Below are 12330 nucleotides of genomic sequence, written 5' to 3'. Positions count from 1 at the left end.
GTTTTGGCCAATGTTTGTTTATTAACCTTTATTAATCCCAACAAAAAATGAGAATTGGAATAAAGGTAGGTAGATCGGCTATAGGGTTTACATTTCGCCTTCAACGCCGAGACCAAACAGGGCAAAATCGTAGCGGACGGGGTCCGATGGGTCGAATTGACGAAGGGTTTCGGTCAGTTCCAAAGCGGCTTTCCAGTCGGTTTGCGGGCGGATCAGCAACCCTAATTGGCGGGCTACCCGGTTAACATGTACATCAATAGGAATTACCAGCTGCTCAGGTCGGATACGGGGCCATAAACCAAAATCAACCCCCCGATCGTCATGACGAACCATCCAGCGCAGAAACATGAGAAGCCGCTTGCAGGATGAGTTGCGGATTGGTGTGGCAATGTGCTTCCGGGTACGCTCGGGGAAAAAGTCGGTAAGGCCACAAAAATGGTCGTGAAAGGCAATCAGACCTGTTTCGACGGTTGGGGTTGTATCTGATTGAACGGCCTTATCCGGCAAAAAAGCATCTTCCAGCGACTCGTGCTGCTGGTAATATTGGCGGAAAAAGTGAAGGAAATAGAGAGCATCGGTTGGGTTGAACGTGCGGTGTTTGAATGATAGAAAACGCTTTAGATCACTCTCCTGATGATTCCGAATGAAATCGTAAGGTGCGCCGTCCATGAGGTCAACAAGTTCAGCCGATTTTTTCAGAATTACGGGGCGTTGTCCCCAGGCCAGGACGGCCGCCCAGAATCCCATGATTTCAATATCCTGCTTCTGGCTGAATCGATGGGGGATGCTGATCGGATCGCGCTCAATGAACGAAGGCCGATTGTATTGATCGGCCTTTGCATCTAAAAAAATCTTTATGGACGAAAAATTGACGGGGCTCATTTACTTTTTCCACCACTAACAATCCAGGCTAAGGCACGTGAAATGCCAGAAAAGATAGCCAGTAGAGTAGACATGACAAAGGTAAAAACGGCAATGAATGGATAGGCCAGGGTAAACATAATACTGAAGGTGATGTAGCCGGGCGAAGCTTTCATCTCCTCATCGCGCTCCCGGTGTCTTCGGGCAATCCTTTCTTCTTTAGTTTCCATAACTTATCGCACTATATAACTTACCTCTGCCCGAAAACGCCGATCCTCGGGCGAAAGTTTCGCGAAAGCCTGACTTGAGAGCTTAATCAGAATCTTGTCGTTAATCCCGGTATTGGGTAGCCGCCCAATGACTTTTACCCATAAGCTTTGATTATTGAACTCGTTTCGGACCTGTACCAGCGTTCCAATAGGGGCAGTGCGGTGCAGGGCAAGGTATTTACCTGATCCATCGGTACCTTCAATCATTTCGGCAACACCACTTGATGAAATGCGACGGCCCTGGGTTGGCATGGGGGCGTCGTTGCCTGGACGGGGCGGTTCCGGCTCGGGTTCGGAAGGCTTCGTTCCGGTTGCCGACGGACGGGTAGGTGTATCGTTTTCGTTTCGGTGGTCTGATTTGGGTTCAGTGTGAGGAGTAGGGCGGGACTCGTGGGGGCGCGACTCATTGGTGTTTGTATCGACCGGATGAGCGGGTGTTGGGCGGCTTGGCGCATCAGGCGATTTGGTGGTGACTACCGAATTGGATGGGGTACGGTCCTGATACGCTTTTTCCGAAACAATCAGTGGCTGGCCGATGAGTACATTATTGCCGGGCAGGTTGTTCCATTTGCGAATATCGGCCTGCGATACGCCATATCGATTCGCAAGGCTATACAGGGTTTGCCCTGCTTCAACGACGTGGATGCCCGACTGAGCCGGATCGTCTGATTTTTTGACTTCTTTTTCAGGGATTTTTTCCGCTTTGGCTACGGGTTTTGCTTCTGTAACTTTTTCTGTTTCTTTCTCTCGCTCGCGGGCTTCTCGTTTGGCTTCTTTTTCCTGTTTTTTTATCGCTTTATCAATGACCTTTTCTTCTTTTCGGCTCAGCGTTCCGTCGGGAACCGGAATCAGAATAAGCTGATCGTAGCGAACAGCGTCTTTCATTTCGGGATTGGCGGCTTTAATCTCGGCAACTGATCGTTTGTATTTTCGGGAAATCGCGTAAAGTGTTTGCCCTTCATCGACCCGGTGTACGATAAACCGCTTTCCATCTTTTTTCTCAATACGAAGGGAATCAGTGCTAAAGGTGTGAACGATGTTTACAGTAGTTGCCCGCGCTGAAGGAAGACTCGAGCAAATAGATCCACTTAAAAGCAACAGCGTTGAATAGAGGGAAATCGTTTTCATGGGTTTATACGCAGCCAAACGTATCCGTAGTCGGTAGTCAGCTATATAAACGGTTTATTTAGTGAAATATAGGTAAATGTACACCTGAATTTACCAGAAATGTGCAGTATATGTATTTATTCGATCAAACAGGAGTTCTATGATAGAGTTCAAAGACTGCCTTAAAGAATTAAAAATCAACGTATAGTGTAAAAAAACATGCCCGCTACTATAACAGTAGCGGGCATTAGCGTATAAGGTAATAGGCTGGTCTTACTTGGCAGTCATCTTAACGATAATTCCAGGACCGTAGTACAGCACATAATAGGTATCTGTACCGGACGAGCTTAACAGAATGTCGACAGGGGTGATGGCTGGCGAAAACAACGTCTTATTCGGATCGTCACCGCTGGCTACCCGAGCCGTGGTCGAAAAGCCAAATTCCGTAACCAGCAACTGACCTCCCGATGTGAACGTTAAGTCGGTCAAGCCCGAAAAACCTGACTTGTAGATAGATGGCGAAAGGGGGGGCGTACCTGCACCAGCCACCTGGTATATTTTTGATTGCCCAGCGGGGAACGGAAATCCGACCAGCGACGTGACGAAGAAGTTCGAGCCATCAAAGACAATGCCGGTCGGTACAGGATCGAGCGTAGGAGGACCCGGAGCGCCCGGAAAGCCTGGATTGGGGGTATCGGGGAAAATAGCGTATACACTCAGGTTACCCGTTGTTTTATCCCGGCGAATAATAGCGTTACCACCCGCGTCGGTTATGAACAGATCGCCATTGGGGCCAAAGGTAAGGTTATACGGATTCGAGTCTTCCGGGTCAGGTGCGTTGGTGTGGGCTTTGCGAACGAAGGTGCCTATATCAAAACCAGTGAGGGTGCTGGCTGAAATAGGTGAACTGACGCCCGGAACGAAACCCGAAATATCAACAATGTAAAGTTTTTCTTCTACACCGTGCAGGATATACAGCTTACCGTCTCTGTAGGCCAGATGGTTGAGACCCTCCGGCGAATTTTCGGGGCTGATAGCCGAGACAAAGCCGGTAATAGCGGGATACATAGCTCCTGCTGGCGTAATGACTGTTACCTGGCCATTATTGACCGTGCCACTACCAGCTTCGGTAACCCACAGATTGCCTTTAGGATCATCGGTAAGGCCAATGGGCGATTTTAATCCAGAGGCAAAAGGTGGCCCCTGAGCGGCTGTCAGACCTTCTGGGCTGGGAATTCGGTGGTCCTGTATCACGCAACTGGCAACGCCAAAAACAATAATGCTAACGATCATCAGGGTTAGCATGGAAGGGAAATAGTAGCGTTTCGGGAACATAGTAGCCTTAAAATAAAGTGATTGAGATTAGTGGTCAATAAGTACTTTGTAGAAAGTATACAAAGTAAATAGTAATGTGATATAGATGCGGAAATCGACCTAAAGAGTTGATTATACGGGCCTTTAGTGACGAGATTTTGAGTGAACGGTCGTCAGGCGCAGCCGATCCAGTACAAGTAAACCGACCGACCAGGTAAGATAAGGGATTGGAACTTGGCACTTGAAGCTGCTACCCTCAGGTAAGGTGAGTGATAAGCCATTGCCTTTTATGTATGTATGGAGCAAAATAAAATAAGCCCGGACTTCAATGGCGAATCCGAGCTTATGGGTCATCACTATTATTCACACGAAACGATTTCTCTTGAATAAGTACGGGCTGTTGAAAGTAATGTTCTGGCCCACAAATCATTATAATCAGAATTTAATTCAAACGAATAACGCTGATAGTAAGAAGCTATTTATGAAAAATGCCTGACCTCAAACGAAGTCAGGCATTTTATTCTCAACCTAAGTGCTTTCCAAAGACCTTCTCTAATTACATTAAAAATAGATTAAAACGCCAATCCTACTCGTTATATCTACCGAACAGGTTATTTCTTACAAAAAACGCCCGATACAACTGATCGGGCGTTTGAATATCCACCGTAACTGTGCTTACTTAACTGACAGTAAGCCAATCGCATTGTATTAGATGCTATATCGGGTAGAAAGTAATGGATGATGGTATCAAGTTTTAAATTTAATAGACTTGATGTGTATAAAAACAAGGAGATGATGAGCGGATAGTTGCCTGTGTAACGCAGATGGAAACCTGCTCTAGTCAACTAAAGGCGTGGTTTTCCGTCTTCCTTACAACCATACCATACCTAGTCAAAATAGGATCTGGGGCGTTCAACTGGCTTTAGTATGCTTTTATCTTAAAAAACCTTAATTATGAACTGCTAAAACACAACCGGACGTTTCCAGTTAAACTAGATGAAACAGTTTCGTTTGTATTGCCATATAGGCCGAACGAAATTCAGACGAATAAACCACCAACTGAACACATGCAAAATTACTCGATACTCTGGGCCGATGACGAAATAGATTTGCTGAAACCCCATATCCTATTTTTGAAAAATAAGGGATATGATGTCACCTCTGTGAATAGCGGGGCCGATGCGTTGGATGAAGTAGAAAACAACAATTACGATGTCGTTTTCCTCGACGAGATGATGCCGGGGATGACTGGTCTGGAAACCCTTTCCCAAATCAAACAAATGCGTCCGAACCTACCCGTCGTAATGATTACGAAGAGTGAGGAGGAGCATATAATGGAGGAAGCTATCGGCTCAAAAATTGCCGATTATTTAATAAAGCCCCTGAATCCCAATCAAATTCTGCTGTCAGTTAAAAAGATACTGGACAATAAGCGGCTCGTTACCGAACGAACGAACATCGGATATCAGCAGGACTTTCGGAATATATCCATGCAGTATAACGACCGGATGGATTTTGACGAGTGGGCGGATGTCTATAAAAAGTTAATCTATTGGGAACTGGAGTTGGATGGATCGCAGGACCGGAGTATGTCGGAAGTGATGAACATGCAGAAAAGCGAAGCCAATGCCGAATTCTGCAAGTTCGTGATCGATAATTATGAAGACTGGCTGAACGATCCGAAAATGAGCAGCCCGATCATGTCGCATCAACTGATGCGAAAAAAGGTGTTTCCATTACTGAACCAGGGCGGTAACCAGGCCCCGCTGTTCTTTATCCTGGTCGATAATCTACGTTACGATCAGTGGAAAGTTATTGAGCCGATCCTGGCCGAATATTTTACGGTGGAAGAAGAAACCTCGTACTACTCTATTCTGCCGACAACGACCGGCTTTGCCCGAAATGCTATTTTCTCAGGCATGATGCCCAGCGAGATGGAGCGCAAACACCCCGATCTTTGGGTGAATGATGATAGTGAAGACGAGGGGTTGAACAACCACGAAGAAGAGTTTCTGCGACGACAGCTCGATCAGAGCCGCCTGAATGTAAAGATGTCGTATAACAAGATTCTAAACGTGAATCAGGGCAAAGCACTGGTCGATAATTTCAATAACCTGTTTCAGAACCAGTTGAACGTGGTGGTTTATAACTTTGTGGATATGCTGTCGCATGCCCGCACCGACATGGCCATGATTAAAGAACTAGCTCCCGACGAATCGGCTTATCGGTCGATCACTCGTTCGTGGTTCCTGCATTCACCCCTGCTGGAGTTTGTCCAGAAGATTGCGGCCAAAGGTGGACGACTCATCGTAACAACGGACCATGGCATGATTCGGGTCCAGAAACCGGCCAAAATTGTGGGCTATCGCGAAACGAATACCAATCTGCGCTATAAACAGGGTAAAAACCTCGGATTCGACGAAGATCACCTGTTTGTTGGCCGTAAACCCGAACGGTTGTTCCTGCCGAAACCTCACGTATCGACGGCATACGTTTTCACCCTGGAAGATTACTTCTTCGCGTATCCGAACAATTATAATTACTACGTGAATCACTACCGCAATACATTCCAGCATGGAGGAGTATCGCTGGAGGAAATGATTATTCCGTTTGCCTTTTTACGAGCAAAGTAATAGACATAACTAATTGGTGGCGTGGGTGATTCGCTGACGAAACGGATGCACTCACGCTACCTACATCTTTAGAGCGTAGCGATACTATTTTCCATTACATAGGCATGGGTACCTAGCCAGTTGGCGGCCCCGTTGAGCTGGGTAACTTCGATGCGCAGATCATTTTGAAAATCACCCAGGCAATACTGTCGGATGGCTTGCTCGATAGAGGTCAGAATGAAGGTGGATGCTTTAGCAAGTATGCCATCCACAACAATCATTTCAGGATTGAGCAGGCTGATGGCTACCGACAACCCTTTTCCTAGCTGGAAACCGGCTTCGTTCAGGATTTGGATAGCATACATATCGTCTTGCTGAGCCGCAAGAATCAGCTCATCAATATCGAGCTCTTCTATCCGCTCACGAAAACCTGCCAGCTTAGAGGGTTGCCCGGCCAGAATATCGCGTTTCGCCCGGCTAACCAGCGCCGAAGCGGATGTGATGGTATTCAGGCAACCGATTTTCCCGCAATGGCAAAGTTCTCCAGCCGGATCAACCTGAATATGACCTAACTCGCCTGCAAAGCCACTTGCCCCCTGGAAGACTTCACCATTGACAACAATACCCAGCCCGACACCCCAGTCAATATTGATGGCGAGCACTTGTTTTTTGCCTTTTGCCCGGCCAAAACGGCTTTCTCCCAGTACGGTGGCTTTGGTGTCGTTGATTAGATAAACGGGCTTGCCGGTCTGTTTAGAGAACCAGTTAGCTAATGAGGTATTAGCAGGGTTAAGACTTTTATAGGTAAGATTTAAGCTACGGTGTGCATCAATGAGCCCTGGCATAGAGATTCCAATGGCTAGTATATCGCTGTCGCTCAGTCCGGAAGTCGCCAGAGCGTTCCTAAAACACTGTACCAGCGACGGTAAAAAGGTTGGGTTATCGACGATTCGGAAGGGATAGTCTTCACGAAAAACCAAATTACGACGAGCATCCATCAGTAGAACTTTGGTGTCGTGTGTACTTACGTCGAGTATGGCGATATAATTACGTTTTGTATTCAGACCAAACAACACCGGGCGCCGACCATTGCTCCCAATCGCTATGCCGATTGGCGATACCCATTGATCATCAATCAGTTCTTCGATCAGACCCGTTACAGAAGGAACGCTGCCATGCAACATCTTTGTGAGTTGGGCCAGTGTGCTGTTGCCTTCATAATACAGATAGGCAAGGGCTTTACGCTGTTTTTGCTTTTTTTTATAATCAACCACCGACTGTTGACCCAGTGAGTCGTCGGACATAACGGTAGCATTCATTGACTACAGACAGATGAGACGTTTGAACATAAGAAAGTGATTCATACGTCGCTTAAGACCCGTCGATGGGGTGATTGCTTAATTAAATAATTGTGTGTTGAGTAGATAGCAAGGCACTAAAGATAGTAAAGTTTTAAATCATTCCTTTCTGAAGGCTTATTCGTTACAATAAGTAGTTGCTTAAATAGACTTTTTGCCTACAATCCCTGAAGCGCATCCGAAGAAATAACGTGTGGTACGGCAGGATAGCCCTGCTTTCTGAAAGAGTTGTTGAGCCTGTTGTGTATTCTTAAACTCCGTACAATAAATTCCCAGCATGCGATACGTTTCCGGGTTACCCAGAAATACAGCACCGAGAACAGGAATAACCCGGCGCAGATAGAAGATATAGAGTGCCCGAAGCAGCGTGGGCCTGGGGACAGAAACTTCGATGCATGAAAACTGGCCGCCCGGTTTAAGAATCCGGTTTATTTCCTGGGCTAACTGGTTGATTTGGTCGCTATTGAAGGTTTTAAGTCCGAATGAAACAATCACATGATCAGCCGATTGGTCTGGTAACGTTCCCGCCAATACGTTTTGTTTGTAGAGGTGAATCGTATGCTGAGCAAATCGCTTTCGTTGTCGTTTCTGATCCGCGTATTGGAGCATCCCTGCTGAAAAATCAACCCCAATCAACATGCCATCAGGCCCAATTCGCTGACAGATGTAGTCCCAGGTTTCGCCCATACCTGTCATCAGGTCAACCACAACCTGCCCCGGCTGAATAGCTAGTTCAAACACGCATTGCCGACGCCATCGATTCGAAAAGCCAAACGAGGTAATCGTATTCATACGCTCGTAGGTAAGGCTCATTTCGTTGAAAAGCTTTTCAACAAATTCAGGCTCGTAAATTGATTGGGATGACTCGGGTTTTTGAAAGGCCATATTTAGTTTCCTCGTTTACCAACTCCACCGCCACCGGGTGTTTCGATTCGGATGCGTTCGCCGGGCTGCATGGTTCGGGTGAAGATGCCCGGTAGCGGCTCTTCGGTGCCATTCAATAACCTTACCCATTGCCGACCAGGTTGTCCGGCATCGCCCCCCTGGAGGCCATACGGAGCTATCACGCGGTGTTGGCTCAGGAGCGTAGCCTGAACAGGCTGTAAAAATTCGATTTCGCGAACGATGCCATCGCCACCTCGCCTTTGCCCATCGCCACCGGAGCCGGTACGAATGCTGAATTGATGAAGCCGGACGGGGTAGCGTCGTTCCAGTTCTTCGGGATCAGTAAGTTTGGTATTGGTCATATGCTGGTGGATAGCCGAACGCCCATCAGCGCCATCGGTAGCTCCGGCACCCCCACCAATGGTTTCGTAATAGCCAAAATTAGCGTTGCCAAATAGAAAATTATTCATGGTTCCCTGGCTACAGGCGGCTAGGCCCAGCGCTTTCAGCAGTGTATCGACCAGGCGTTGGCTGACTTCGGTATTACCTCCAACAACAGCCGGGCATTGGGCGGATGATCCTTCGTTACCGTCATCGGGAAAAATGGGATTCAGGAAAGAGGATGCTGGAAGAATGAGGTCCACGGGAGCCATCAGCCCTTCATTTAGGGGAATGTCGCGTCCGCACCATAGCCGTAGTACATACAAAACGGCACTGTACAGAATGGATATATTTGCGTTCAGGTTGTTCGGGTGAACACCAGAGGTTCCGGTAAAGTCGAAGCGAATACGCGGCTGACCCAGATTTGGATCAGCCTCATTGCTGGTCGAAATGGTAATTTTTAACCGAATCTGATGTCCGTCGTCCAGCGATTCATCGGCCTCGAAAACCTGCCCATTTAGTGGTTTTAAAACAGCCGTGATCGCATCGGCTGCCGATTGCTGAAGGCGGCTCATGTACTGATGGATGGTGGCCAGTCCGTGTTGTCGGACAAGGGTTTGCAACGCCTGTTCACCGGCTCGGAGCGAGGCCAGAGCGGCTTCGATGTCGGCTTTGTTTTCGGCCAGCGAACGAGTAGGATAAGGGCAGTTGGTAAACCGATCGGCTAGTGCTGCATCCCACAAAAACTGACCATTTTTTACTACGTATGTCGGCTCCAGCACTACACCTTCTTCAACCAGCGATACGGCATCGGGGGGCATCGATCCCGGTACTTTTCCACCGATTTCGGCGTGGTGAGCCCGGTTGATTACGTAGCCAATCAGTTGATTATCGTCGGTAAATACGCCACTCAGGAGCGTTAGGTCGGGTAGGTGAGAGCCCCCATACTTGGGATGATTTGTGATAACGACATCGCCGGGTTCGAGCGGAGGCAGGGCATGCAAAACCAGTTGGGCACAAATACCCAGACTACCCAGATGGACCGGAATGTGAGGGGCGTTGGCAACCAGTTCGGCTTTTTCGTTCAGCAACGCACAGGAGAAATCAAGCCGTTCTTTGACATTTACCGAAAACGCTGTTCGCTGCAATTGAGCGCCCATTTCTTCGGCGATAGCCCGGAAGCGCTGCGTAAATAACTCAAGCTGAATGACTTCACGACCCTGTCGGCCTGCCTCCTGTTTCGAATCTACATCGGTCTTCTCCTGAAAATCTAGGTCTTCTTCGTAGTCTGCGATGTAGTCGACAAGGGCATTTTTATTGGCCTGAACAATGACTCGCCAGCCGGGTTCGATGAAGGCCGAAGAGGTGGTATTGAGCAATAAGGCAGGGCCCCGGAATGTATCGCCCTCCTGCAACTGCGTCCAGTCATAGGCTGGATAAGCATCGGTCGTAAAGGTGGGTGATGCATGCCGATGGCTAACCGGAGCACTGTTTATACCCTGATGGGGAGAAGTCGTGCTGACCATCACGCGGACACTCTCGACCTCAATGGATCGGTTTTCAGGGAAGTGGCCATAAAGATGCTGGTATTTGTGCCGAAAGTCAGCTTCCAGATTGTCGCTTATCGGGACATCGACGGTGGACTCCTGGCCTAGCAGGCGCAGAAATACTGTAATCGATTTTGTTTCGACGGCTACTTGCTGGCCGACATCCTGCTGTAGCGTTTCGGTAGCTGTATCGGTCAGACTACTACTAATGGCTGGCAGCTCGTGTTCCACAGTTGCCAGTAGCTGTAAGACTGAGCGTGAAGCCAGCCGTTCGATTTGGGCCTGGCCAATCCCGTAGGCACTGAGTAAGCCGCCGTCGAAGGGTAAAATAAGTTGTTCTATTCCCAGCAACTGGGCAATCGCACAACCGTGTAATCCACCAGCACCACCAAATACCAGTAAACTATAATCTTTTGGATCGAATCCGCGCGATACGGAAATCTTCCGAATGGCCCCGGCCATTGTTTCGTTGGCGATTTGTTCGAAACCACGGAGTAGGCTGAAGGCGTCTGTCTGGCTTCCTGTTTTTTGCTCCACTTGGTGCAAAATCTCTTCCAGAGCAGCCTGCGCTTTTTCGGGGAAAACCGGAATGCCAAATTGCTTCGGATGGAGTTTGCCAAGTAGCAGATTAACGTCGGTAATGGTCAGTGGGCCACCAGCGCCATAGCAGGCTGGGCCAGGGTTGGCACCGGCACTGTGAGGCCCAACGCGTAATTGGCCCGATGTAGCACCGTGACTTTCGAACCAGCAGATTGACCCACCGCCAGCCGCTACCGTTTCGATGGCCAGCGAAGGGAGCTGCAAATCGAACGGGCCGATTTTGGTCGAAAAACGGTAGTCTAATCCGTTTTGGATGCGGGCAACGTCGGTGCTGGTACCACCCATGTCGAGCGTAAGCATTCCTACGGTTGATCGGATAGTATGGAGTTGGTTACCAATGTCAGCCGCTCCGATAACGCCCCCTGCGGGTCCACTTAGCAGACTATCTTTCGGCTGAAACAGGTCGGCTCGAGCCAGACCGCCTGAACTAGTCATGATGCGTACCGGGTTACCGCCCAGTTGCTGCTGCACATTATCCAGATACGACCGCATAACGGGGGTCAGGTAGGCATCGACTACAGCTGTTTGCGTGCGCGACACATATTGGGGCGTTACAGACGTATCGGTCGATAGGGTTATGTATTTGAACCCGGCTTGGGTTAATACTTCCCTGAGTTGATGCTCATGAGTTGGATTGCGGTACGCATTCAGAAATGATACGGCAATCGCATCGGGTTTTAGCTGCTGAAGTTCGTCAATCAGGCTGGTGCAAATCGACTCTGTTAGCGGTATCAGCGGCAGGCCATCGGCAGCTATCCGTTCGTCGACTTCCAGAACGGTATCATAAAGAACTTCGGCGGGAGGAATCGCCAACTGGAATAAGTTAGGTCGTTGCTGGGTTCCGATTTTAAGCAGGTCTTTAAAGCCTTTGGTCACCAGCAGGGCTATTCGCCCTCCTTTTCGCTCCAGCAGCGCATTCGTACCTTTTGTGGTGCCAAGTCGCATCTCCAATGCTGGAAAGGGTTGATTGAGAGGGGTTTGTGTCAGGAGCCGGGCCGCTAAAACGGGAGCTTCCTCGCCCGTAAACAGTTCAACTGTATGTATCGCAGACGAGATGCCGGAATGCCACACCACCGCATTACTTAGTACTAACCCGCCATCAACACCCAGTGATTCAATGGTATATACCTCATTGGTTTCGAGTATACGGAGCTGATACCCGTCGAAAATAGGGGCTGTCAGCCAGGGAGCAACCAATTTGTTATGAATTAATTGCCCACGTAAACGACTGCTGCTGAGTACTTTGGTACGGTGTAAGGTGCCGTTGGGATCAAGCGCAAGACCATCCGTGAACGTGCCGCCCGTGTCGATCCAGATCTGGTACATATATCGTTAACGCCCTCTGTACGGAGCGCGTAAGAAGTTCAAAAGACAAAACTAAGACTGTGCTGTAGCG

Annotated in this window: 8 protein-coding genes; 1 reads left to right on the top strand and 7 read right to left on the bottom strand. The window is 48.7% G+C overall.

Annotated features, from left to right (window positions below):
- Positions 1 to 87: 87 nt before the first annotated feature.
- The 4 genes from B5M13_RS20360 to B5M13_RS20345 form a co-directional block, all read right to left on the bottom strand.
- Positions 88 to 882: a TIGR02757 family protein gene (locus tag B5M13_RS20360; RefSeq protein WP_080057410.1), complete on the bottom strand. Its 795-nt coding sequence runs from the start codon at positions 880 to 882 to the stop codon at positions 88 to 90.
- Positions 879 to 1091: a hypothetical protein gene (locus tag B5M13_RS20355; RefSeq protein WP_080057409.1), complete on the bottom strand. Its 213-nt coding sequence runs from the start codon at positions 1089 to 1091 to the stop codon at positions 879 to 881. Before B5M13_RS20355 ends, B5M13_RS20360 begins: the two co-directional genes overlap by 4 nt.
- Positions 1092 to 1094: 3 nt before the next feature.
- Positions 1095 to 2258 (bottom strand): LysM peptidoglycan-binding domain-containing protein, encoded by a 1164-nt coding sequence (locus B5M13_RS20350; RefSeq protein ID WP_080057408.1) that lies wholly within the window; start codon positions 2256 to 2258, stop codon positions 1095 to 1097.
- Positions 2259 to 2510: 252 nt separating this feature from the next.
- The gene (locus B5M13_RS20345; RefSeq protein WP_080057407.1) at positions 2511 to 3572 is read right to left on the bottom strand and encodes a ScyD/ScyE family protein; all 1062 of its coding nucleotides are present in this window, start codon (positions 3570 to 3572) and stop codon (positions 2511 to 2513) included.
- 1046 nt (positions 3573 to 4618) lie between these two features.
- On the opposite strand from B5M13_RS20345, the gene porX reads away from it, so the two are divergent.
- On the top strand, positions 4619 to 6184 hold the full coding sequence (gene porX, locus B5M13_RS20340; RefSeq protein ID WP_080057406.1) for a T9SS response regulator signal transducer PorX: 1566 nt from the start codon (positions 4619 to 4621) through the stop codon (positions 6182 to 6184).
- A gap of 68 nt (positions 6185 to 6252) precedes the next feature.
- On the opposite strand, the gene B5M13_RS20335 is transcribed toward porX, so the two are convergent.
- The 3 genes from B5M13_RS20335 to B5M13_RS20325 form a co-directional block, all read right to left on the bottom strand.
- Positions 6253 to 7482, bottom strand: coding sequence for an ROK family protein (locus B5M13_RS20335; protein ID WP_080057405.1), 1230 nt, complete (start codon positions 7480 to 7482; stop codon positions 6253 to 6255).
- A gap of 180 nt (positions 7483 to 7662) precedes the next feature.
- Positions 7663 to 8406 (bottom strand): class I SAM-dependent methyltransferase, encoded by a 744-nt coding sequence (locus tag B5M13_RS20330; protein WP_080057404.1) that lies wholly within the window; start codon positions 8404 to 8406, stop codon positions 7663 to 7665.
- Positions 8407 to 8408: 2 nt separating this feature from the next.
- Positions 8409 to 12260 (bottom strand): hydantoinase B/oxoprolinase family protein, encoded by a 3852-nt coding sequence (locus B5M13_RS20325; RefSeq protein ID WP_080057403.1) that lies wholly within the window; start codon positions 12258 to 12260, stop codon positions 8409 to 8411.
- Positions 12261 to 12330: the final 70 nt, after the last annotated feature.

It is taken from the genome of Spirosoma aerolatum, from assembly GCF_002056795.1.
Classification (GTDB): domain Bacteria; phylum Bacteroidota; class Bacteroidia; order Cytophagales; family Spirosomataceae; genus Spirosoma; species Spirosoma aerolatum.
Note: the sequence above shows the minus strand (reverse complement) of the source record. Positions and strands in the feature narration are given on the sequence as shown.

What these genes read in the sequence shown, in the direction of transcription:
- B5M13_RS20360 (WP_080057410.1), bottom strand. Translation starts at nt 882, where the DNA reads ATGAGCCCCGTCAATTTTTCGTCCATAAAGATTTTTTTAGATGCAAAG.
- B5M13_RS20355 (WP_080057409.1), bottom strand. Translation starts at nt 1,091, where the DNA reads ATGGAAACTAAAGAAGAAAGGATTGCCCGAAGACACCGGGAGCGCGAT.
- B5M13_RS20350 (WP_080057408.1), bottom strand. Translation starts at nt 2,258, where the DNA reads ATGAAAACGATTTCCCTCTATTCAACGCTGTTGCTTTTAAGTGGATCT.
- B5M13_RS20345 (WP_080057407.1), bottom strand. Translation starts at nt 3,572, where the DNA reads ATGTTCCCGAAACGCTACTATTTCCCTTCCATGCTAACCCTGATGATC.
- porX (WP_080057406.1), top strand. Translation starts at nt 4,619, where the DNA reads ATGCAAAATTACTCGATACTCTGGGCCGATGACGAAATAGATTTGCTG.
- B5M13_RS20335 (WP_080057405.1), bottom strand. Translation starts at nt 7,482, where the DNA reads ATGAATGCTACCGTTATGTCCGACGACTCACTGGGTCAACAGTCGGTG.
- B5M13_RS20330 (WP_080057404.1), bottom strand. Translation starts at nt 8,406, where the DNA reads ATGGCCTTTCAAAAACCCGAGTCATCCCAATCAATTTACGAGCCTGAA.
- B5M13_RS20325 (WP_080057403.1), bottom strand. Translation starts at nt 12,260, where the DNA reads ATGTACCAGATCTGGATCGACACGGGCGGCACGTTCACGGATGGTCTT.